Source organism: uncultured Shewanella sp. (assembly GCF_947501665.1).
Classification (GTDB): Bacteria; Pseudomonadota; Gammaproteobacteria; order Enterobacterales; family Shewanellaceae; genus Shewanella.
Map to the genome: position 1 here is coordinate 66,443 of NZ_CANMWS010000021.1, position 25,173 is coordinate 91,615.

Below are 25,173 nucleotides of genomic sequence, written 5' to 3' on the forward strand. Positions count from 1 at the left end.
ACTACGATAACCACTAAAAAAACATTGATTATTAGCATGATAAAATCGATATGGGAATACTCCCTTTAGTGAATATATGAATATATAAGCCAGCTTTCACTTATGCCTACCAGTGATAAACAAAGGTCATCACTGGTGGTCGCACTCACTAATACCTCATAAAACTATTTCTTCACCCTTTATGTTTTTACTATTTTCTCGTCATTATTTTCTCTACATCTATTTTTTCATAAATCACTTTCTCATCAATCTCGGTAACAAATTTTTAGACGCTTGATTGGCGTTGGCAAATTGCACACCCGCTCGATGGCGCAAGCGGTATAGGGCCTGATAGCATAAGGGCACGAGAAACAAGCTAGTGATCGTGGAGAAGAGAAGGCCGCCAATAATAGCGATGGCCATGGGCGCGTAAGCGGGGCCACCGCCGCCAATTTGGGTGTCGCCCATGGCCAGTGGTAATAACCCCAGCACTGTGGTGGATACCGTCATGAGCACGGGGCGCAGTCGAGTGACACAGACGGTGGCAATGGCGTCAGATAAGGTATCGAGTGACGGGCGGCGTTGGTTGATTTGATCCACTAATACGATGCCGTTATTCACGACGATGCCCATTAAAATTAATATGCCAATCATGGGCATCATGGATAAAGGGGTATCGGTGAGCATTAAGGCCCAAAATACGCCTGTGATTGAAAAAATAATGGCGTTAATAATGGCTGTGGGTAATAACAGTGATTCAAACAGTGCTGCCATGACAATATAGATCATGGCAACTGCCAATATCATATTGGTGAGCATAATGTTTTTTTCTTCATTTTGCCGCTCAAACCCACCCGTTAACGAATAGCGGTAACCCGGGGGAAAATGAATGGTGTCCATGACCTTAATGATTTGGGTCTGGGCTTCTTGCAGGGACAAGTCATCCAGATTGGCCCCTATGGTTAAGGCAGTTTGCCTGTCATAGTGACGAATACTGTCAAACCTAGGTTGAATATATATGTGGCTAAGGCTTTCTAAATCGAAGACCTGTGTGCCGATGCGCAGTATGGGCAAGGCTTTAAGCTGGGATAAAGAGAGTTGGTTGGGTGAGAGGCGCATATTGATCCGCAGTTCGCCATTTGGGGCGTGACGAAAAGAGCGTAACATCTGCCCTCTAAGGGCGGTGGCGATATCTTGGGCCACGCGCTCAAGACTTAATCCGAGTCTGGCGATCAGTTGTCTGTCTATGGTGATAATCACTTCTTGCTGAGCGTGGTTCACTTCCGATCGGACATCGCTTAATCCTTCAATTCGTGCGAGTAAGGGGACGACTTGCTCACTTAATTGCATTAATTTGGCGGTAGAACGTCCAGTTAATGACACCCGTAGGCCTTGATTTTGGTTTCCCCAACCAAATTGAGGACTCGCCTGTGTGAAGGTGGGAAAACCTTGGCGTATGGTATCTTTTAATGCATTGATACTGATTGGGAGATCAGGTTTGAGCAATAAGGTTGATTGCGCTGTGTGGGGCGCATAGTAGCTGTATACCGTATCGATATGAAAGGTGTCTTTATGGGCATAAAGGTAGGCCTCCATGCGATCAACCATGGACTTAGTGACATCAAGGTGGTGGCGTCCTTCTACGTTATAGTTAAGAAATAAGCGCTCATTACCTTGATTATCATCTTGATCTTGTTTGACAAACTGCATTGGAATGGCGGTTGAGGCCAATAATACCAAGGCGATAAACCCGCCTGTTTTGGGGTAATTTAATAAGCGACTCAGCCATACTTGGTATGTGTGGCTGAGACGGGAGGGAGCGCTCGTTTTTTTCGGTGTAAAGTGAATAACATTGAGCAGTAAGGGAATGAGGGTTTTTGCGATCAGTAATGAGCTCGCTAACGCGATACAAATCGCAATGGCGACATGTTCTAAAAACAAGGTGATTTCGACTTTTTCGCCAACGATGTTGGGTAAAAAAACGATGGCAGTGGTTAAGGTACCCGCCAGCACGGCTAAGGAGACGTTATTAACGCCTTTAATGAGCGCTTGGGTTTGCTCAGCTTTATGACTTGCTGCTTGTTGCTTTTCTTGCAATATGCTTTCGGTGATCACCACTGCATTATCAATCAGCATGCCGATGGCCAATAATAACCCCATCATTGACAGAATATTGAGGCTGTAGCCAAGTAAATACATGACTGCCAGTGTAATGGCGATGGCAATGGGGACAGAGCTGACGACAATGAGAGTGATTTTTAGATCCCGCAAAAAAACGTACAAAATGATAAAAGAGAGCAGGGCGCCAATGAGTCCAGCGGTGAGTAGATCAAACAAGGACGATTTTACCCCATCGGCCTGATCTTCCATAATGTAGAGCTTAATGCCATCAAACTCGCTATTTTGTTTAGTTTGTTCAATGACCTTAAAGACCCGTTCAGAAACGTCGACCAGATTGGCGCCCGAGGCTTTAAAGATATCCAGTCCTATGGCAAATTGCCTGCCTAATAATCGACCTTCCGTGGGCTCGGGCAGTTGATAACGCACATCGGCAATATCCCCTAATGTGACATGAGGGGTAATGGATAAGCCTGAAATATCCTTGAGGTTTTGGTATTCACCTTGGGGGGAGAGTTGATAAACTTGATCTTGAGTGCGAACAGTACCAGCATTAACGATAAAATTTTCACGTTGCAGCCGTTGAGTTAATGCTTGAATGCTGATCCCGCTGGCCGCTAACTTTTTCGCATCAATTTGAATTCGGATCTGCTTTTTATCGACGCCGTAGAGTGTGACTTTAGAGACGCCCTCAATACGCTCTAATGGTTTTTGCAATTGGTTTTCAAGTAAATCATAAGCGCCCGATAGTGCATGTTGACTTGAAAGACGGATATTAATTAAAGGCAGATCTGAGGTCGAAAACTGCCGAATAAAAATGCGCTCCACATCGTTGGGCAGTAAATGTTTAACAGCATCAACTTTTTCTCTGGCCTCTAAGCTTTTGGTGGCAATATTCTCTCCCCACTTCATGACAAGTTCGATTTCTGCGCCATCTTGATTAGACGTCGAGTTCAGTTCTTTGACACCACTTAAGGTGGCCAGTGAGCCTTCTAGCACTCGAGTGATTTCTCGCTCGACTTCACTGGGTGTGGAGCCTTTATAGGGAACTTCAATAAACACTTGCGGCATATCAATACCGGGTAATAATTCTAACGGCAGCAATTTAGTGGCGGCCAGACCAAATAATAGTGCGGCGACAAAAAATAAGCTGGTGGTCACCGGTCGTGTTAATGCCATTTTTGTGAGGCTCATCGAATGTCTCCGTTTTGTGGTGCCAAGGTGCTAGCGCTTTGAGGGGGAATGATGTCCGCTGATGAAAATTGTTTGCGGTCAAAGATGCTATACAGTACTGGCAGGACGATGAGGGTTAATAAGGTGGATAATAGCAGACCAAAAATAACACTAATGGCCATAGGGGCTCGCACTTCACTGCCATCCCCCATACCAATTGCCATGGGTAATAGCCCTAAAGTGGTGGTTAATGTGGTCATTAATATGGGGCGTAGTCGAGATTGAGCCGCTTGCATAATTGCTTGGGGTTTATTTAAGCCTTCACTGCGCAGTTGATTAATTCTATCGATGAGCACAATGGCATTGTTAACGACAATACCAGCGAGCATGATGAGACCAATAAACACCACTACACTGAGCGGAGTGTGGGTGAGGTATAAGCCTAAAATACTGCCAGCGAGTGCCATGGGGATGGTGATTAAAATAAACAGAGGATGCATTAAGGATTCAAATTGACTGGCCATTACCAAATAAACCAAAATAATGGCCAATAAAAGGGCCATTTTTAATGAGGTGAATGAGGTTTGCATTTCTTCATTTTGACCGCCAAATCGCACTTGTATGGTGTTAGATAATGGTTGTTTGGCGATAATATTCTTAGCTTGTTCAACCGCTTGATTTAAATTGCCATAAGCAATATTGGCACTGACTAATGCCACACGTTGTTGGTGAAGGCGGTTGATTGCTGAAGGCCCTAATGTTAATGATACATCTGCGACAGCTGATAAAGTAATGGGACGTTCGCTGTCTGGATTGATGAGCATGCTGTCAATGTCACTGATGCTATTGCGCTCAATAAGTTGACTGCGAACGAGTATGTCGATTTTTCTGTCTTGAATAGTGTATTGACTGGCAAATGTGCCACCGATCCGCTGTGCGATGCGATTTGCGACAGTGGGAGCATCCATATTAAGGGCCGCGAGTCTTGCGTGATCAAAACGAATACTGAGCTCAGGTTGGCCGGTGCGTAAACTCGTGCGAACATCCACAAAGCGTTTGTCCTGACTTAAGGCCTCTACCATAGCTTGAGAGGTTTGGGTTAACTGTTTGATGTCATAACCACTGAGCTCAATTTCAAGGGGGGTGTTAAAGCTAAACAGGCTCGGTTGTTCAATCTTGAGCTCAACCGCGGGAATTAACATTGCCGCTTGACGTAAACGTTGCGACACGACACTTAAGCTTTGTTTATTTTTGAGTTTAACTTGTAAGCGTCCCCAGTTCTCACCTCCTTGCTCAGTATTTGACGTCATCAGTCCACTGCTGCCCGCTTGACTGAAGACTTGCTTGACGTCTGGTTGGGAGTCAATGGCTGACGCTAATTTTTGTAATACCGCGTCAGTTTGGTGGACGCGTGTGCCAGGTGGCAATAGCACATCCGCATAAAAATTATTTTGATCCATGGTGGGGATGAGTTCCATGCCCAATTTGGGTAACAATGCGGCCGCAGCGACAGAAAGGCTTAAGGCGATTATGAGGGATGTTTTTTTTCTTCTTAATGCCGTTTTGAGCATGTTGGCATAATAGCTATCTATAAAGTGGTAACTCTTATCAAACAGGCTTAAAAAAGGGCTAAACAGGCATTTTGCTAACCAAGTAAAGGCTCGTATAAGAGTGAGAAAGCCTGTGATTAATGCAAAAGGGACGGTGCGACACATAAAATGAAGCGGTAAGCTGAGCCATTGATGTAGGCTTGATGATTGACTTTTTGTTGGTGTGCCCGTTGACTGAGTGGCTGCCATATTGGATGTGGGTTGAGTGAGGGTATTTAGGCCTTTTCTTGACGCGAGCATAGGGATAGTGGTTAATGCGACAATTAAGGAGGCGATTAAGGCAAAAGTGACCGTGAGTGCTTGGTCGGAAAATAAGGCGCCTGCAACGCCGTCAACAAAAATCAGTGGAATAAAAACCGCTAACGTGGTTAACGTTGAGGCAAAAATAGCACCAGCCACTTGCTTGGTGCCCGTGATAGCGGCTTGTGTCTTATCCATACCTTGTGATTGGCAGCGGTTAATGTTTTCAAGTACCACAATGGCATTATCCACTAATAATCCCACCGCGAGCGCGATGCCCCCCAGTGACATCATATTCAGGCTGATGTCACTAAAATACATCATGTTAAACGTGGCAATGACAGAAAAAGGAATGGCAATTGAGATGATTAAAGTGGGAATAATGTCTTTTAAGAAAAAATAAATCACTAACATGGCCAAGAGACTGCCGATTAATGCTGTGTTAATGACTTCGTCGATGGCCTGAGAAATAAACTCGGATTGATCAAAGATAATGTCCAGCGAGGCCTCGGGATAGAGGGCTTGAAGACGGCTTAATTGATCTTTTATTCGTTTTGCTGAGGCGACGGTATTGGCATCTCCTTCTTTGTAGATTGCCAGCTCGATGGATTCTTGCCCGCTGATCCGGGTCATGTCGCTGCGTTCTTTATGGGCATCAATAATATCGGCGACTTCAAAGAGCCTAATGAGCTGAGTGCCATTGCGATAAATGATGATTTGTCCCAGTTCTTCCAAGGAATTAAATTGGTTCAGTGTCCGCACGAGATATTCTTTATCGCCTTGTAATACTTTACCTGCTGATAAGTTGACGTTTTCTTGTTCTATACGGTTTTTAATGTCGAGGGCATTGAGTTTCAGTTGACTTAGTTTATGCTGATCCAATTGAATGTGGACTTCTTGCTCTAAGCCGCCGGAGAGTTTGACTGAGGCAATCCCTTTAATGGATTCTAATGTGCGTTTTAATTCTTCATTCGCATAGGTTCGTATTTGCTTTAGCTGCCCTTGGCTGGCATTGGGCATCGACAGTGCCAATCGCATAATGGGGTCAAGATTAGGATTAAATCGCAGTAATAGAGGTTTGTTAATATCGAGGGGTAAATTAATGGTCTCGAGCTTTTCTCTAATGGCTAAGCTAGCCATGTTCATGTCTGTTCCCCACTCAAACTCTAGCACAACATCGGATAAACCCGCGCGGGATATGGAGCTTATTTGCCTCAAGCCTTTAACAATACCCACGGCTTCTTCTATCGGTTTAGCGATCAGTTGCTCAACTTCAACGGGGGCTGCACCCTCATAAAGTGTGCGAATAGTGACACTGGGGTAGCTTAAATCGGGCAGTAACTTAACGGCGAGTCGAGAAAACCCCACCATGCCAAATAGCATGATCGCCAGCATAAACATGCAGACACTGACCGGCCGTTTTACAGCAGTTTGAATGATTGACATGTGAATAACCCTTATTGATGGCTTGACGCTAGCGTCAGTGGGTTGATGATTTCAACAAGAGATTGATCTTTTAAATTGTGCAGTCCGTGGGTGACGATATTGTCCCCGAGTTTGATACCAGAGATAATTTCGATGGTGTTATCTTGCTTGTATCCAATGGTGACTTGTTTTTTTTGTACTTTATTACCATTAACGACATAAACAGTATATTGATTATCTTGATCTATGATGGATTGGGCGGGCACAGTAATGACATTTTTATGGGTGTCGTAGCGAATTTCAACGCGGGTAAACATACCGGCTTTCAGTTGTGCATTTGAATTAGGGAGCTGTAAAGTGACTTTAAAGGTGCCACTTTGGGTGTCGATAATGGGACTGATGAGTAGGACTTGTGCATTAAGGGTATTGTCTTTCTGATGGCTGGTGTAGATTTTGGCTGTTTGCCCTATACGTAAGTAGGGGAGCTGCGCTTCAGGTAAGTGCACGATGGCATGCAGTTTATCTTGATTAACAACATAAAATAACTCATCAAACTCTTGAGCCATATTACCTATTTTGACTGTGCGTTTAGCGACAATACCGTTAATGGGGGAGCGAATTTGGCTTTCGGTGACTTGCAGTTGGGCTAAATCTTGTTTAGCGCGAGCAGACAGTAATTTATATTCTAGTTTTGCTAAGGAATCGGCGCTGACAAACTGCTTATTTTTAATTTGTTTTAGGCGTTGCAATTCTTGTTCAATAATTTGTGCTTCGGCTTGCAGGTGGGCGAGATCAAATTCTTGTCTTTTTGCATCAATAATAGCCATGATTTGACCTTGAGTGACGCTATCACCTTCTTCGACAGTCAGCTGGGTAATGAGCCCTGTAAGGCGAGTGACGACTCTGGCTTCTTCTGGGGCTTCTAAAATGGCTGTCGTGTTATAAAATGAAGAAACATCGCCTTGTTTGGCAATATCCGTTTTCACCGGAACGGCATATTCGGTTTCTGCTTCCGTGGACTCGGTGTTGTTACAGGCGCTTATGCCAAAGAGTGCCATTAGCATCAATACCCACAGGGTATGATGTTTGATTTGTGCTGTCATTTTGGTGTCCTTAACCTTATTTTTATTCTTCATTGCAGTAATGCTTATTCCATAGCATTAATTGTGCCAATTATTTTTACTATTTAAAATTAACAGCTTATATTGTACCGCACTCCTTTTGTGTCGATTTGATAATCACTTGTAGTGTAATTGTTTAACTTGTGGTGGATTTGACTAAACGATAGGAAGGGAGTTCATTTTTGACTGTGAAATAATGCTAAAAATAATGTGTTTTTTACTTCTTGCTGTTTATGGGCAAAGAAAAAGGCGCTCATTGCGCCTTTTATGAGTCATAACCCTGAGGTTATGTCATGTTTATCGTTTATCTGTAGGAATAAAATCACGTTTTGCTTCACCAGTATAAAGTTGGCGAGGACGACTGATTTTATGACCCGGTTGATCAAGCATTTCTTTCCAATGTGTTATCCAGCCAACAGTCCGCGCAAGGGCGAACATGACAGTGAACATACTGGTTGGAATACCAATTGCTTTCATGATGATCCCTGAGTAGAAGTCGACATTCGGGTACAATTTCTTTGACACGAAATATTCATCTTCTAATGCGATGCGCTCAAGTTCCATGGCCACATCAAGCAGTGGATCATTGACATTAAGCTCAGCCAGTACTTCATGACAGGTTTCACGCATCACTTTAGCACGGGGATCAAAGTTTTTATAAACACGGTGCCCAAAGCCCATTAGGCGGAATGGATCGTCTTTATCTTTAGCACGTGCAATAAATTCAGGAATGCGATCAACATTGCCGATTTCTTCAAGCATGTTCAGACAAGCTTCGTTTGCTCCACCATGGGCAGGTCCCCATAATGATGCGATACCAGCAGCGATACACGCAAAAGGATTGGCGCCTGATGAACCAGCTAAACGTACGGTTGATGTCGATGCATTTTGTTCGTGATCTGCATGTAAAATGAAGATTCGATCCATAGCACGTTCAACAATCGGATTGACTTTATATTCTTCAGTTGGGACAGCAAACATCATGCTGAGAAAGTTACCTGCATAACTTAAATCGTTACGTGGGTAGATAAAAGGTTGACCAACAGAATATTTGTAACACATTGCTGCGATAGTCGGCATCTTAGAGACTAAACGCAATACGGCTGTTTCACGATCTTGTTTATCGTTGACATCAAGCGAGTCTTGGAAAAACGCAGATAGTGCACCTGTCACACCACAAAGCATTGCCATTGGGTGTGCTGAGCGGCGGAAACCTTTAAAAAAGGCAACTAACTGCTCATCAACAAGTGTATGTTGTTTAACGCTCTGTACGAAAGATTCATACTGTTCTTTAGTGGGTAACTCTCCATAAAGCAACAAGTAACACAAATCTAAATAATCAGAATCCATGGCTAACTGATCAATAGGGTATCCGCGATGTAGCAGTATACCTTGATTGCCATCAATATAAGTGATTGTTGATTCACATGAGGCTGTTGCTAGAAACCCTGGATCGAAGGTAAAGTGACCTTTACTACCTAGTTTACTGATATCAATAACATCAAATCCGGCTGTCCCTTTCTTGATAGGCAGCTCGATTGAGTCGTTTCCTGGTAGTTCCAATTTGGCTATATTTTCAGCCATACCCCATTCTCCTTACTTCGTATCTTATTTGAGTGCGGCTTATTAAGCGCTCAATACTCTACAGCGGATCGTGATCACATTTCAATTCAAATAAGCGTTTAAATTTTTTTTAACATAATTAAATTGCATTGAAACCTTTGTATATAAAGGCTTTCATGCATTTTTTTTAGAAAAAAACTAAATTTGCATAATGTGACGTTTGTATTTGACATTAGCCGCGAGTATACTTGGCTCGGCTCATTTAGAGCCACAGGCATTTTCGTTGAGAAATCACTTTTTCCTTGTTAATGAGTAGCTTCTAAAGCGTAAAATGTTTGTTTAAACTTTTCTTTTGTGACATTTTTAACTAAGCTAAATGATAGGTTAATTTTCGAACAAAAGTAGTTCGTATAACAAAAACCAGCTCAATTGAGCAGAGTGAGCAGAACGTGAAAAAGCAAAGACCTGTCCATTTAGATCTGCAGACCATTCGCTTCCCTGCAACTGCGATTGCGTCAATCCTTCACCGTGTATCCGGTGTAATAATGTTGTTTGCCGTTGGCATTCTTATTTGGTTGCTAAATGAATCATTAGCGTCACCTGAGAGTTTTGCCAATGTCCAGTCTCTTTTTGATAACTTTTTAGTCAAGTTTGTTATTTGGGGTATTTTAACCGCACTCGGTTACCATCTGATTGTTGGCGTTCGCCATCTAGTGATGGACGCGGGTTGCTGGGAAGAATTACCGTCAGGTCAAGCATCGGCTAAAATAGCGATTGCCTTGGCTGTCGTCTTTTCTATCATTGTGGGGATTTGGGTATGGTAACCAACGCAGCAAGCCTTGGACGCAGCGGTGTCCATGACTTTATTCTTATTCGTGCAAGTGCAATTATTTTAGCCTGTTACACCATTTTTATGGTGGGCTTTGTTGCCTGCAATTCACCCCTTACTTATGACGTATGGCACGGATTGTTTAGTGCTATTCCAATGAAAGTATTTACCATTTTAACACTAATTGCTGTGTTGGTTCATGCTTGGATTGGTATTTGGCAAGTGCTCACCGATTACGTGAAAAACGTGGCGGTGCGTGGCGTACTTCAATTTGTTTTTGTTATTGCTGCGTTTTCGTATCTTGTCGCAGGCATATTAATTGTGTGGGGTGTATAAGTGAGTATTCCAGTACGCGAATTTGATGCAGTCGTTATTGGTGCTGGCGGCGCGGGTATGCGCGCAGCACTACAGATTTCTAAAGAAGGTAAGAGCTGTGCGCTTTTATCGAAAGTGTTTCCAACGCGTTCTCATACGGTATCAGCCCAAGGAGGGATTACTGTCGCTCTGGGTAATGCCCATGAAGATCATTGGGAACAACACATGTACGATACGGTGAAGGGTTCCGATTTTATCGGTGACCAAGAAGCGATCGAATTTATGTGTAAAACCGGTCCTGAAGCGGTCATTGAATTAGAACAGATGGGTCTGCCTTTTTCACGTTTCGACAATGGTACTATTTATCAGCGTCCTTTCGGTGGGCAGTCGAAGAATTTTGGTGGTGAACAAGCGGCACGGACTGCGGCTGCTGCTGACCGAACGGGTCATGCATTATTACATTGTTTATACCAGCAAAATGTTAAGCACCATACCCAAGTGTTTTCTGAATGGTATGCATTAGATTTAGTTAAAAACGAAGATGGCGCTATTGTTGGCTGTACTGCGATTGATATTGAAAGCGGTGAAATCGTTTATTTTAAAGCCAAAGCAACGGTTCTTGCGACAGGCGGTGCGGGGCGTATTTTTGCGTCAACTACTAATGCACATATTAACACGGGTGACGGTGTTGGTATGGCGATGCGTGCTGGCGTGCAAATGCAAGACATGGAAATGTGGCAATTCCACCCGACCGGTATTGCGGGCGCAGGTGTGTTAGTCACCGAAGGCTGTCGTGGTGAAGGTGGATACCTGCTCAATAAAGATGGTGAGCGTTTCATGGAACGTTATGCACCCAATGCGAAAGATTTAGCCTCTCGTGATGTGGTTGCCCGTTCGATGATGACAGAAATTCGTGAAGGCCGTGGTCTTGATGGTCCTTTAGGTCCTCACTGTTTACTTAAACTCGATCACTTAGGTAAAGAAACCCTTGAAGCGCGTTTACCTGGCGTATGTGAATTATCTCGTACGTTTGCGCATATCGATCCTGCTGATGGTCCAATTCCTGTTTTACCGACTTGCCACTATATGATGGGCGGCCTGCCGGCTAAAGTCAGTGGTCAAGTTATCCGTAAAAATACCGATGGCAGTGAAAGTGATGTGGTCGGTTTGTTTGCTGTGGGTGAAATTGCTTGTGTATCGGTACATGGTGCGAATCGCTTAGGCGGGAACTCACTGCTTGATTTGGTGGTATTTGGCCGCGCGGCTGGGCATCACTTGGGTGAAGCGTTGGATGCAACGGCGGATCCTAAAGATGCTACTGATGATGAAATTGCCAAATCCCTTGAGCGTATGAATCGTTGGGAAAATAACAAAGAAGGCGAAGATCCTGCTCAAATACGTAAGGATCTGCAACTTTGTATGCAATTGAACTTCTCTGTGTTTAGAAGTGGTGATGCGATGGCTGAAGGCTTAAAAGAGCTCAAAGCCATTCGTGCGCGTTTACAAAATGCCAAGTTATCCGATAACTCAACTGAATTTAATACCCAGCGTATTGAATGTTTAGAGCTTGATAACTTAATGGCCACAGCGATTGCGACCGCTTATGCAGCGAATTTCCGTACTGAAAGTCGCGGCGCACATTCTCGAGAAGATTATCTTGAGCGTGATGATGAGAATTGGTTATGCCACAGTCTCTTTAATCCGGAAACGGAAGAGATGGATCGCCGTGCTGTTAACATGGAGCCTAAGCTTCGTGATGCATTCCCACCGATTAAACGTACCTACTAGTAGGAGTAGTTGAGATGAAATTGGATATTGCAGTTTATCGCTATAATCCAGATGTAGATACTAAACCTTACATGAAGGATTATACGTTAGAAGTGGCTGAAGGTACTGATATGATGGTACTGGATATGTTACTTCAACTGAAAGAGCAAGACCCTAGTCTGGTGTTGCGTCGTTCTTGTCGTGAAGGGGTATGTGGCTCCGATGGCGTGAACATGAATGGTAAAAATGGATTAGCGTGTATTACCCCTATTTCGACCTTTAAAGGTAAAAAAATAGAAATTAGACCGCTACCTGGTATGCCGGTTATTCGCGATCTAGTTGTTGATTTAACACAGTTTTATACTCAGTATGAAAAGATTAAGCCGTATTTGATCAATGATGAGAAAGCCCCTGCTCGTGAACATTTACAATCACCTGCAGAGCGTGAGCATTTAGATGGATTATATGAGTGCATTATGTGCGCTTGTTGTTCGACTGCGTGTCCTTCTTTCTGGTGGAACCCTGATAAGTTCATCGGCCCAAGTGGCTTGTTGCATGCTTATCGTTTCTTGATTGATAGTCGTGATACCGCTACTGAAGAGCGTCTGTCTGAATTAGATGATGCCTATAGTGTCTTTAGGTGTCATGGTATTATGAACTGTGTGGATGTGTGCCCTAAAGGCCTTAATCCAACGAAAGCAATTGGACATATTAAGTCTATGTTGCTTAATCGAGCAGTTTAAATGCCAGAAGTCGAGTGAGTGTTTTACTCACTCGATTGAGAGTCACATTTTTTGTGACTCCTTGCTTGACTAGAGTATGATAAGGCGCCGCATATCTCCATTATTTGGAGCGGCAAAGAGTGCACTGAACGATGTATTGCTGTTAGTGCATATTGACAATTTTGGCTAAACACGTGTATCAAGTTTGTAAGGAATAGAAATGCACCAAGGCATCATGAAAGCCTGGCTCGAGTCATCTCACCTGAATGGGGCAAACTCGACCTATGTAGAACAGATGTATGAAGCCTATCAAGAAGACCCTCAGTCAATTCCAGAAGATTGGCAGACGGTGTTTGATAACCTCCCTTATGTGAATGGTAATTCGACAGAAATACCTGAAGCGGTTCACTCTAAAGTTCGAGACTATTTTCGCAGCCTCGCATTAGAAGGACATCATAAGAGCTCTGCTCGAGTGAGTGATCCTGATGTTGATGCTAAACAAGTCAAAGTCTTGCAACTTATTAATGCTTATCGATTCCGTGGTCATCAAAGTGCAAACTTAGATCCTCTCGGCTTGTGGGATCGTGAAAAAGTATCAGAGTTAGATCCGAGTTTTCATGGCTTAGATAGCGATGATATGCAACGTGAATTCAATACGGGTTCCTTTGCGCACGGTGGTGATACCTTAAAGCTGATTGATTTAGTGAATGCACTCAAATCCACCTATGGCGGTTCAATTGGTGCTGAATACATGCATATTACGGATACTGACGAAAAACGTTGGATCCAACAGCGCCTCGAACCTTCTTTAGGTCGTGGTCAATATAGCACTGATGATAAGAAGCGCGTACTGGAAGGATTAAATGCGGCTGAAGGATTAGAGAAATACCTTGGCGCTAAATTCCCCGGCGCAAAACGCTTCTCACTTGAAGGGGGCGATGCACTTGTCCCTATGATGAGAGAGATTATTTATCGCGCGGGTGATGCTGGCACGAAAGAAGTTGTCATTGGTATGGCTCACCGTGGTCGTTTAAATGTTTTGGTGAATGTTTTAGGTAAAAAGCCTTCTGAATTGTTCGATGAATTTGCGGGCAAGCATAGCGATCATAATAATGGCTCTGGTGATGTGAAGTATCACCAAGGTTTCTCATCTGACTTTGAAACACCCGGTGGTAATGTCCATTTGGCACTGGCTTTTAACCCTTCGCACTTAGAAATTGTTAACCCTGTGGTTATCGGCTCAGTTCGTGCGCGTCTCGACCGCCGCGGCTGTGACACCGGATTGCAAGTGTTACCTATTACTATCCATGGTGATTCAGCAATAACAGGTCAAGGTATTGTGCAAGAGACATTTAATATGTCTCAAACTCGCGGTTTTAAAGTGGGTGGCAGTATTCGTATTGTGGTGAATAACCAAGTGGGGTTCACCACGTCTAATCGTGAAGATGTGCGTTCAACTGAATATTGCACTGATATTGCAAAAATGGTTCAAGCACCGATTTTCCACGTGAATGCGGACGATCCTGAAGCGGTTGCTTTTGTCTCGCAATTGGCTGTTGATTATCGTAACGAATTTAAACGTGATGTGGTTATTGATTTAGTGTGTTATCGCCGCCATGGCCATAACGAAGCTGATGAGCCAAGTGCGACTCAGCCATTAATGTACGCAAAAATCAAGAAACATCCAACGCCACGTAAGATCTATGCTGAGCGCCTTATTGCTGAACAGACATTGGCCAGTGATGATGTTACTGCGATGGTGAACCATTATCGTGACGCGCTTGATCAAGGCAACTGTGTCGTTAAAGAAAGGCGTGCAACGACCCAGCACTCCGGTGATTGGGGACCTTATATTGGGGCTGAATGGCATGATACTTATGCTGGTGAAATGCCAATGTCACGCCTTAAGCACTTAGCCGATAAAATTAGCTATGTACCTGAGTCTCATAAATTACAGTCGCGAGTGGCTAAAATTTATAAAGATCGGTTATTGATGGCTCAAGGTGAAAAGCTGCTTGATTGGGGGTTTGCTGAAACCTTAGCTTATGCTTCTATTTTAGAAGATAACAAACGTATTCGAATCACGGGTCAAGATTCTGGCCGTGGTACTTTCTTCCATCGTCATGCGGTGTTGCATAATCAAAATGATGCGACGGCTTATTTGCCACTGCGTAACATTAGTGAAGAGCAAGGGCCAATTGATATTACGGATTCGGTGTTATCAGAAGCCTCAGTATTAGCATTTGAATATGGTTATGCGACGGCTGAACCCAGCGGTTTAACGATTTGGGAAGCTCAGTTTGGTGATTTTGCTAACTGTGCCCAAGTGGTTATCGATCAATTTTTATCATCAGGTGAGCAAAAATGGGGACGTTTGTGCGGCCTAACAATGTTGTTGCCTCATGGTTATGAAGGTCAAGGCCCTGAGCATTCAAGTGCTCGTTTGGAACGTTTTTTACAGTTATGTGCTAACCATAATATGCAAGTGTGTGTTCCGTCTACACCTGCTCAGGTTTATCACATGCTTCGCCGTCAAGTGGTGCGTCCTATGCGCCGTCCTTTGGTGGTGATGTCACCTAAATCACTGCTTCGTCATCCTTTAGCGGTGTCGAGTATGGAAGAGCTCGCTGAAGGGACTTTTAAGAATGTGATTGGTGAAATCGATAGCTTGGATGCCAGTAAAGTCGATCGCGTCGTTTTTTGTAGTGGTAAGGTTTATTTCGAACTGCTGGAAAAACGTCGTAACAACAATATTGATAATGTTGCCCTTATTCGTGTTGAGCAGTTATATCCGTTCCCACGTGAAGAAGCGTTAGCTGCGTTAAGCGATTATGCCCACGTCAGTGATTTTGTTTGGTGTCAAGAAGAACCACAAAATCAAGGCGCATGGTATTGCAGTCAGCATCATTTCCGCGGGGTTATCCCTAGCGGTGCAGAGCTGAGTTATGCAGGCCGTGATGCATCTGCTGCCCCTGCTTGTGGTTATCCCGCTTTGCATGCTGAGCAACAAGAATCTTTGATTAATAGCGCATTAAAACTCTAGTAATAGACATATTTTAAAAGGATAGTGATCCATGAGTATCGACATTAAGGTACCCGTACTACCAGAATCCGTTGCTGATGCAACGATTGCCACTTGGCATGTTCAAGCCGGTGAGCAAGTGTCTCGCGATCAAAATTTGGTTGATATTGAAACCGATAAAGTAGTGTTAGAAGTGGTTGCCCCAGAAGATGGGCACATTGTAGAGTTTTTAGCTGAAGAAGGTGACACTGTTCTGGGTGAAGCTTTAATCGCTAAATTTGTGGCAGGTGCGACAGCAGGCAAAGAAGTGACGAAAGCGGAAGCCGAAGCGGCGACGCCTGCTCCAGAAGCGAGTGATGAAAGCAGTGATGCATTAAGCCCATCTGTTCGCCGTTTAATTGCAGAGCATAATGTTGATGCTAGCAAATTGAAAGGCACAGGTGTGGGTGGCCGCATTACTAAAGAAGACGTGGAGTCTTTTGTTAAAGCGCAAGCTAAACCTGCTGCTGCGCCAGTTGCCGTGACACCATTAGGTGAGCGTAGTGAAAAACGTGTGCCAATGACACGTCTGCGTAAAACCATTGCGACTCGCTTATTAGAAGCGAAAAATTCAACGGCCATGTTAACCACATTCAATGAAGTTAACATGAAGCCTATTATGGATATTCGTAAGCAATACCAAGAAGTGTTTGAGAAGCGTCACGGTATACGTCTTGGCTTTATGTCTTTCTATATCAAGGCGGTTACAGAAGCACTGAAACGTTTCCCTGATGTCAATGCGTCTATTGATGGTGATGATATTGTTTATCATAATTATTTTGACGTGAGTATTGCGGTTTCTACACCCCGTGGATTGGTGACACCTGTATTGCGTGATACTGATACCATGAGCTTGGCTGAAATTGAAAAAGCCGTACGTGAGCTGGCGATTAAAGGCCGTGATGGCAAGCTATCAGTGGCTGATATGACTGGTGGTAACTTCACTGTGACAAACGGTGGCGTGTTTGGCTCATTGATGTCGACGCCTATTTTGAACTTACCGCAAAGTGCTATTCTTGGCATGCATGCAATCAAAGATCGTCCTATGGCGGTGAATGGTCAAGTTGAAATCTTGCCCATGATGTACCTCGCATTATCTTATGACCACCGTATTGTTGATGGTCGTGAGTCTGTTGGATTCTTAGTCGCAATTAAAGACTTCTTAGAAGATCCAACACGTCTGTTACTTGATTTGTAAAGTTAAGTTCAGACAGTACCCTCGTGGCAGGCTCGATTGGGCCTGCTAAACATTGAAAAGTAGTATACGGATAGATCATCATGAATTTGCATGAGTATCAGGCAAAATCTTTATTTGCCGAATATGGTTTACCAGTGTCAGAAGGTTTTGCATGTGATACAGCTCAAGAAGCTGTTGAAGCGGCAGGCCATATTGGCGGTAATATGTGGGTTGTTAAGTGTCAAGTACACGCAGGCGGCCGTGGTAAAGCAGGTGGCGTTAAAGTCACTGGCGATAAAGACGAAATTAGAGCATTTGCTGAACATTGGTTAGGTAAGAATCTTGTTACTTATCAGACTGATGAGAAAGGCCAGCCAGTCGCTAAGATTTTAGTTGAAAGCTGTACTGACATTGCAAATGAGTTATACCTAGGTGCCGTTGTTGACCGTGCGACTCGTCGTGTTGTGTTTATGGCGTCAACGGAAGGTGGTGTTGAAATTGAAACTGTGGCTGAAGAAACGCCAGAGCTTATTCATAAAGCAATCATTGATCCTTTAGCGGGACCTCAGCCCTATCAGGCACGTGATCTTGGCTTCAAATTGGGTTTAAACCCAACACAAATGAAGCAGTTCACAAAAGTGTTCATGGGTCTAGCGAAAATGTTCGAAGATCATGATTTTGCACTGCTTGAAATCAACCCATTGGTTATTACTGATGAAGGTAATATTCATTGTCTTGATGGCAAAATTGGTATTGATGGTAATGCATTATTCCGTCAACCTAAAATCCGTGAAATGCACGATCCATCACAAGATGATGCACGTGAAGCCCATGCGGCTAAGTTTGAACTTAATTACGTTGCATTAGACGGTAATGTTGGCTGCATGGTTAACGGTGCTGGTCTTGCGATGGGCACAATGGATATTGTTAACCTTCATGGTGGCAAGCCAGCAAACTTCTTAGATGTGGGCGGCGGGGCGACGAAAGAGCGTGTTGCTGAAGCATTTAAGATCATTCTTTCTGACGATAATGTGAAAGCGGTTCTGGTGAACATCTTTGGTGGTATCGTACGTTGTGACATGATTGCTGAAGGTATTATTGGCGCTGTTAAAGAAGTAGGCGTTGAAGTACCTGTTGTTGTTCGTCTTGAAGGAACAAACGCTGAATTAGGTCGTGAAGTGTTAGCTAACTCAGATCTTGATATCATTGCAGCTTCCAGTCTAACTGACGCAGCTGAGCAAGTTGTTAAAGCTGCGGAGGGCAAATAATGTCTGTCTTAATTAACAAAGATACTAAAGTTATCTGTCAAGGTTTCACTGGTGGTCAAGGTACTTTCCATTCTGAGCAAGCGATTGCTTATGGCACAAAAATGGTTGGTGGCGTCTCTCCAGGAAAAGGTGGCCAAGTTCATTTAGACTTGCCAGTTTTTAACACGGTTAAAGATGCTGTTGCACAAACAGGTGCGACTGCCTCTGTTATCTACGTACCAGCGCCTTTCTGTAAAGATGCGATCTTTGAAGCGATTGACGGTGGCATTGAGCTAATCGTATGTATCACTGAAGGGATCCCAACGCTTGATATGCTTCAAGTTAAAGTAAAGCTTGAAGAAACTGGCGTTCGCATGATTGGCCCTAACTGCCCAGGTGTTATCACGCCGGGTGAGTGTAAAATTGGTATCATGCCTGGTCACATCCATAAACCAGGTAAAGTCGGTATTGTTTCTCGCTCTGGTACATTAACGTACGAAGCGGTTAAGCAAACGACTGACGAAGGTTTCGGTCAATCGACTTGTGTGGGTATTGGTGGCGATCCAATTCCTGGTACTAACTTTATCGACGTATTGGAAATGTTCCAAAACGATCCACAAACTGAAGCTATCGTTATGATTGGTGAAATTGGTGGTACAGCTGAAGAAGAAGCGGCTGAATACATCAAAGCTAACGTGACTAAGCCTGTTGTGTCTTACATTGCGGGTGTGACTGCACCTGAAGGTAAGCGTATGGGCCATGCTGGTGCCATTATTGCTGGCGGTAAAGGAACAGCGGAAGATAAGTTCGCAGCCCTTGAAGCAGCAGGCGTGACGACGGTTCGTTCACTTGCTGATATCGGCAGTGCATTACGCACTAAGACAGGTTGGTAATATTTGATTGGTGGTTAACCATCAATCAATAAGCTATCTGTAGACATGAAAAAGCGCCTTTCGGCGCTTTTTTTATGTGCGTGTTATTTTTAAATGTATCACTGTAGGAGAAAATCAGAGAAATAAAAGACTTATATCAGCGAGGCTATTTTGCTATGGTTGTGTTAAGCAAATAATATTGAGGTTAACATGAAAGGGATAACAATAATAATACTCAGTTTATGGTCTTCATTTATACATGCTGAAACAAAGCTCGGCTCAAGGGAAGTGCTCATTGATAATGACAAAGTGCAAATTATTCGACTGACTTATCCTCCTGGTACTCAGTCAGGTATGCATACTCATGACTTTTCTCATCGCGCTGTTTATTTTGTTAAGGGGGGAAAGCTCCAATTACTTGCCGATAACCATGATAATCAGCGACATGTGGTGAATATTCCCGATGGAAAATCGTTTTTTATGCCTAAAGTGACTCATAATGTTATCAATATTGGGGATACAGAAGTGATTATTATTGAAACTGAAATAAAATAGTGTCCAGATTAAAATAAACCTTTCTTGAATAGTGAACACTCGGGATCACGAGCAACATCGAATCATGTAAATGATAGTGTTAGTTTGAGTTTTTATTAACCTGTTCTTTTGTCAATACTCGGTTTGTTTTCGACCTTTATAGTCTGGTATCAATTCTAAGTACAATATTGATTTAACGATAGGGTTAAAATAGCGGTATTTAACCAAATTAAACAATAAAGAATAATAGGGTCAACTTTTAACTTATTGATTTTTAATTGATTAAGGATACTCTTTGACACTCATCATCCTGAGCTCAGCTTAAAATAGTTTAAACTGCACCTTAATAAACTGGTCGATTTCAATACTGTTTGTTCATGTTTTTGTTATGATAGTGACTGTTTATTTATCTAATATTTGAGAGTGTCCTATGGAAAATATGACGAATATGGTTCCTAAAACAGTTGTGATTACTGGAGCGAATAGGGGCATTGGCTTAGCCATGGTGGCGATTTATGCACTTCAAGGCTATAACGTGATAGCACTGTGTCGTCAGTCTTCCACTAAATTAGCAGCGTTATCTCATGATAATATTGAGGTTGTAGAAGGCGTGGATGTGGCGACTGATGCAGGAATTGATATCATGGTATCGGCAATGAATGGGCGAACGGTCGATATTTTAATTAATAATGCCGGTATTTTGAGGGATGAAAACCTTCAAAATTTAAATTTACAAACAATAGAGCAGCAATTTCAAGTGAATGCTATGGCGCCCTTACGTGTGTGTCATGCGTTACTCACTTATCTCACATCCGGCAGTAAAATTGCTTTAATCACCTCGAGAATGGGGTCGATTGCTGATAATGGATCCGGTGGACGTTATGGATATCGAATGTCAAAAGCGGCATTGAATGCTGCGGGTATGTCTTTGGCAAAAGATCTCGCGGATGACAATATTGCTGTCGGTATTTATCATCCTGGCTATGTGCAAACAGGCATGGTGAACTTTAATGGTGATATAACCAGTGATGTGGCTGCATCTAGGATTGTTAAGTTAATTGGAGAGCTGACGCTAGCCGAGTCAGGTGTTTTTAAACACTCTAATGGTCAAATCTTACCGTGGTAATATCAAATTAAACTTAAGCTAATAAGCAGTAAGTAAAACTATTCAATGTGTTGTCGTTAAAAAAAGAGGTATGTAATGTTATTGCATACCTCTTTTTTATTTTTGTTATTATTATTTTTTGATTAAGACAGTTAAAAACGTTCATCTGATCCTGATAATGGCCATGAGTTTCACGTTTTCCTTTTGGTCACTAAACTTTGATTTTCTGCTGTTTGCTGAATGGTTACTGACACAAGGGAATATAGTGTTGACATACCCTAGACACTTTTTATTTAAAAATAATTTATCGTCATGAATTAAAAAGATTATTTTTGATCTATCTTATTTTTATTAACATTAATCATAATTAATGTGTATTTACTCTAATTTTATATTTATTTACTCTTGATTACGAAATTAACACAATCGAGGTAAATTTAACATTATTGATTGGCAAGGTGGTTCTTTTTGAGAGAATGATATGTTTTCAAAGCATATGATAAAAATAAATTATAATAATAATCATTCTATTGATGTATTTTTTAATTATAACACTATTTTTAATAACAATGTTAAATTGTAATATACTGAATATATTCAGATTAACTCTCTAAGTTTATTACGTTATTTTGCTTTATTTGTGATGTTTTATTTTTCACAGTATTGTCTGTGTGGCCTCCTTATGTGCTTTTTAAAGTAATGACTTTTATTGAGGGTGCTATGTCTATAACAGAACACAATATTTTGACTGTTTTGATTGTTCAAATTAATCGAAAATATTTCATGAATTCAAGATCTTTAATGATATTGAGTTCACTATTACTTTTTGTTTTATTGATTTTTATATCGAAACAATCTATTGCCGAGCCTATCGAAAAATTAACTCGTGGTACACAAGGTGATAATGGTTACCTTTACGCTATTACTAACGGCGAGCAATATCAGGTTGCTAAGCTATTTGGTGCCAATGTGCCTTCTTTAATGATGGTTGAAGACCCTTCACCTATGAAATATGACGGGGCTCAGTTTCGCTCTCCTACCGAATTTGAAGTTAACGATATTATTGAAACATTACAGCGCATGGGAGTGAATTTGGTAAGAATTTACCCTCCATCCATTGCTGGAGGCGGCTTTTCTGAGTACATGCATAATAATGATTATGCACATGTAATAGGTTTTGATAAAAATAAACAAGGCGCTGCAGCAATTACTTTTGATGCTGACAACCTTGCTGCACTTAAAAGAACATTACATTTATTGGATCAGTCTGGTATTCAAGTCGTTATACCAATGATTGATTATTGGTGTTATTGGGGAGGAATACAAAACTTTGTTGATATGGTTGATGCCGAATATGGTGATACAGATAATAAAAGTCCATGTTATATCAATGGAAAGCCTAATTTAGATACAAAAAAAGTCGCCCAATTTTTCACACAAGATAAATATATTAATGCGTATAAAAGTTATGTATTAGCGCTTACTCAAGAACTCAAAGAATATCAAAATATTATTTGGGAAACGGGTAATGAGCTTGGTGCAGAAGTACGGTATAACCAAATCATACTAAACGGTATTGATTCAAAAACATTAATATTGAATGATGAAACGACCGCTTCTTTAGTCACATTGAAAGCATCTACTTTATGGAAAAATTTAGATTCTTGGACTCAAAATATTGCCGCTTTTATTAAAGAAAATGATCCAAGCCATCTGTTAATGGATGGACGTTTTGGTGTTAGTGAGGCCAGTATTGATGATCCTAATATTGATATTTTATCGAATCATTATTATCAATTCTGGGGAATGGCGACATTATACGAATATGACTTAGCTAAAATTAATCATAAAAAGCCATATTTTGCTGGGGAGTTTCTTTGTTTTGCCGCCTGTACTTATGACTTTATGGATAGGTTTCAACAGCACAGTGATGAAGGTTCGACCGTTTTTGCCGCGTTTTGGAGTTTAAGGGGGCATGCGGATCAGGGACGAAATGCCGATACATTCTTTAAAGATACTGGGCGTACGGGGATCTACACACATTTTGAAGAAAATGGTTTTTCAGGTTATCACTATCCTGGTGCTGATGTTCAAAACAGTCCAATTGAAACCGATACCCACAAAGAAATTATGCAACGTTTTTCTGAAGCTGCAGTGCAGTTTTCAGGTATGAAGCGTGATGATCCTTTAGCGGATGTTCAAATAGGTGAACTCGTGGAAACTGCCACAGGAACTCAGCTTATTTGGGCGGGTGTCGCTGGTGCAGAGGGGTATTGTGTGTATAAAGATGGGCAATTTATTCAGAATGTGAAGTTTATAGGTGTTGATGGACAACCATTTTCAGGCTTAAGTGTGACAGACAGAGCGGGATACAGTATTACGGCTTATAAGCCCAATTCCGATGGGTGCGGGAATGCGCCGACGGCGCCTGAGGAAAAAGTGTCGCTTTTATGGAATAACCCGAGTATTACTCAGTTGACGGTAGATGGTCATGCTGGAATCGCTATTTTTTCACAAACTGCAATACTCATTCATGGAACAACACCGTTAACAACTCAAGTTCAATACCGTTGTTTCACATTGGATAACCATGGCAATACACATCACGAGAGCTGTGAAGTACTTGGAAATGGCCAACTTAGGCTTCAGGAGTTAAGCGATAAAGTCACAGTGGTTGTAGAGGCTTATAGTCATGAATATCAATTAACGCAGCAGATCCAAGCACATTTACCATTAACAGAACCAGTAGAGCCTATATTCGCCAGTGAATTTCATTGCCCAGCGCATATATTTGAAGAGAACAGTTTGTTAGGCAATGATAACAAGCCTAAATTCGATGGTGGAAGTACTTGGCCTTATTATTTAGCCAATAGTAATAATATTGCCAATACTGATGTTCCTTTTGGTACTGTGAAGGCAGAAATCGATAGTCGTAGTCCAAATTATCTAAAAGCACTTTGTCGTTATCCTGAAGGAACACGTCAAGCTGCTGGAAGAATTCAAGGCTGTTTGGCCGTTGGGGCGGGCTTTTCTGATCACAATGCTTGTGAAATGAAGCCTTGATTTAACGTCTGGGTTCTTTTCACCTTACTGACTTTGCAGATTGTAAGCGTGTGAGTAGAGACAAATGGTATGAGAAAATACGTCATGATAGGTTGCCCGTTATGACGTATTTTTTTAGCAATGTCACCCATTGGGCCGACTTGTTTAATGATGAAAAGCAGTTGGGTAAATGTTATGCAATATGAGCAGCCAGCCGAGCAAGGTCAGCGTTGAGAATAAGGTTGTGGTTGAAATGACATTAGAGACAAATTCTGGTGATTGTTGGTACTGCTCTGAAATAATATACGCATTTTTTGCTGTTGGCACAGCAGCTGAAATGGTTGCTGCAATCACGAGAATGGGAGGAAGTTCGGCTAATCTAGCAAGGTAGAGGATGAGTGCGGGCATGAAAATGAGTTTGCAGAGATTAATGAGTAAGATACTTAGCTCGTTATGATGAAAGGAACTCCATTTGAGGCTCATTCCAATGGCAAAGAGTGCGCAAGCCGTAATTGCTGATCCTAAGATAGTGAGATAATCTGTGATTAACGTTGGTAATGCTAACCCTGATGAGGCATAAATAATTCCCGCAATGGTTGAGAGTATGATGGGGTTTTTGACAACATGGAGGATTTTTTCAAAAAGTGACAGTTTATGTTCATCTTTAGTGTGCGCGGCTTGTTCAAGAAAAATCATAGTGAGGATGATCATGATGACCATGATGACATTGGCAATCGCTGCAGGAAGCAGAGCTTTGTGGCCAAAAATACTGTGTAATAGCGGTAATGCGATAATACCAGTATTTGCTAATACGCAACAAGCTGCGAGCATAGTGGAAGTGGCTAAATTTTTATGAATAATTAATAAGAAAGCTAAAATAATAAAGTAGATCCCAATGACACCGCCTCCCAGTGCCAATATAAACGGTAAATTAAATAAATTTTTGATTTCTTCTTGCCCAATAACGAGAAACAATAAAGCAGGCATGAGGACAAAATAAGTAAACTGAATGAGTAAAGCGGGTGTCTCTTTTGGCAGGATCTGTGTTCTTGAAAAAAGGTATCCTGTGACTATGATGGCAAAAACGGGTAACACTAGGTTTAATATATCCATATGAAGGCTCATTCATTAGTAAAAGGCAAGCACTTGAGCAGCCTCTTTTTATTGATAGTTTGAATATAGAAGTGAAAATGCAATTTAACCATGTAAGTTGGTTTTAAAATATTAATACTGTGTTTATACACAGTGATAATATTTGTTGTTATTCTGAGTG

General features: G+C 42.1%; 16 protein-coding genes. 11 read left to right on the forward strand and 5 right to left on the reverse strand.

The features are described from left to right. Positions 1-234 precede the first annotated feature (234 nt). The 4 genes from Q0976_RS16555 to Q0976_RS16570 form a co-directional block, all read right to left on the reverse strand. Positions 235-3,291 (reverse strand): efflux RND transporter permease subunit, encoded by a 3,057-nt coding sequence (locus Q0976_RS16555; RefSeq protein ID WP_299494976.1) that lies wholly within the window; start codon positions 3,289-3,291, stop codon positions 235-237. Next, positions 3,288-6,566, reverse strand: a complete 3,279-nt coding sequence (locus Q0976_RS16560) for an efflux RND transporter permease subunit (protein WP_299494977.1) — start codon at positions 6,564-6,566, stop codon at positions 3,288-3,290. Before Q0976_RS16560 ends, Q0976_RS16555 begins: the two co-directional genes overlap by 4 nt. An 11-nt stretch (positions 6,567-6,577) precedes the next feature. After that, positions 6,578-7,636, reverse strand: coding sequence for an efflux RND transporter periplasmic adaptor subunit (locus Q0976_RS16565; protein ID WP_299495010.1), 1,059 nt, complete (start codon positions 7,634-7,636; stop codon positions 6,578-6,580). A 327-nt stretch (positions 7,637-7,963) separates the two neighbouring features. Then, the gene (locus Q0976_RS16570) at positions 7,964-9,250 is read right to left on the reverse strand and encodes a citrate synthase (protein WP_299494978.1); all 1,287 of its coding nucleotides are present in this window, start codon (positions 9,248-9,250) and stop codon (positions 7,964-7,966) included. Positions 9,251-9,657: 407 nt separating this feature from the next. On the opposite strand from Q0976_RS16570, the gene sdhC reads away from it, so the two are divergent. From sdhC to Q0976_RS16625, 11 genes are all read left to right on the forward strand, one after another. After that, positions 9,658-10,053, forward strand: coding sequence for a succinate dehydrogenase cytochrome b556 subunit (sdhC, locus tag Q0976_RS16575; protein WP_299495011.1), 396 nt, complete (start codon positions 9,658-9,660; stop codon positions 10,051-10,053). Then, positions 10,047-10,394, forward strand: coding sequence for a succinate dehydrogenase, hydrophobic membrane anchor protein (gene sdhD / locus Q0976_RS16580; RefSeq protein ID WP_299001832.1), 348 nt, complete (start codon positions 10,047-10,049; stop codon positions 10,392-10,394). Before sdhC ends, sdhD begins: the two co-directional genes overlap by 7 nt. Further along, on the forward strand, positions 10,395-12,161 hold the full coding sequence (gene sdhA / locus Q0976_RS16585) for a succinate dehydrogenase flavoprotein subunit (RefSeq protein WP_299494979.1): 1,767 nt from the start codon (positions 10,395-10,397) through the stop codon (positions 12,159-12,161). A gap of 14 nt (positions 12,162-12,175) precedes the next feature. Continuing rightward, positions 12,176-12,883: a succinate dehydrogenase iron-sulfur subunit gene (locus Q0976_RS16590; protein ID WP_298769751.1), complete on the forward strand. Its 708-nt coding sequence runs from the start codon at positions 12,176-12,178 to the stop codon at positions 12,881-12,883. A 199-nt stretch (positions 12,884-13,082) separates the two neighbouring features. After that, positions 13,083-15,905: a 2-oxoglutarate dehydrogenase E1 component gene (sucA, locus tag Q0976_RS16595; RefSeq protein WP_299494980.1), complete on the forward strand. Its 2,823-nt coding sequence runs from the start codon at positions 13,083-13,085 to the stop codon at positions 15,903-15,905. A 31-nt stretch (positions 15,906-15,936) separates the two neighbouring features. After that, positions 15,937-17,121, forward strand: coding sequence for a 2-oxoglutarate dehydrogenase complex dihydrolipoyllysine-residue succinyltransferase (gene odhB / locus Q0976_RS16600; RefSeq protein WP_299494981.1), 1,185 nt, complete (start codon positions 15,937-15,939; stop codon positions 17,119-17,121). A gap of 80 nt (positions 17,122-17,201) precedes the next feature. Next, positions 17,202-18,368, forward strand: coding sequence for an ADP-forming succinate--CoA ligase subunit beta (sucC, locus tag Q0976_RS16605; RefSeq protein WP_299494982.1), 1,167 nt, complete (start codon positions 17,202-17,204; stop codon positions 18,366-18,368). Beyond that, complete coding sequence (sucD, locus tag Q0976_RS16610) at positions 18,368-19,240, forward strand: succinate--CoA ligase subunit alpha (RefSeq protein WP_299494983.1); 873 nt, start codon at positions 18,368-18,370, stop codon at positions 19,238-19,240. Before sucC ends, sucD begins: the two co-directional genes overlap by 1 nt. 189 nt (positions 19,241-19,429) lie before the next feature. Further along, positions 19,430-19,774 carry a cupin domain-containing protein gene (locus Q0976_RS16615; RefSeq protein WP_299494984.1) on the forward strand — a complete coding sequence of 115 codons (345 nt, stop codon included), beginning with the start codon at positions 19,430-19,432 and terminating at the stop codon, positions 19,772-19,774. 418 nt (positions 19,775-20,192) lie between these two features. Beyond that, a complete protein-coding gene (locus tag Q0976_RS16620) occupies positions 20,193-20,879 on the forward strand; it encodes an SDR family oxidoreductase (RefSeq protein WP_299495012.1) in 687 nt (228 codons plus the stop codon). Between the two features lie 699 nt (positions 20,880-21,578). Next, positions 21,579-23,921, forward strand: coding sequence for a cellulase family glycosylhydrolase (locus Q0976_RS16625; protein WP_299494985.1), 2,343 nt, complete (start codon positions 21,579-21,581; stop codon positions 23,919-23,921). Positions 23,922-24,065: 144 nt separating this feature from the next. Here the strand turns inward: Q0976_RS16625 and Q0976_RS16630 are convergent, their stop codons facing one another. Further along, the gene (locus tag Q0976_RS16630) at positions 24,066-25,013 is read right to left on the reverse strand and encodes an AEC family transporter (protein ID WP_299494986.1); all 948 of its coding nucleotides are present in this window, start codon (positions 25,011-25,013) and stop codon (positions 24,066-24,068) included. Positions 25,014-25,173 lie beyond the last annotated feature (160 nt).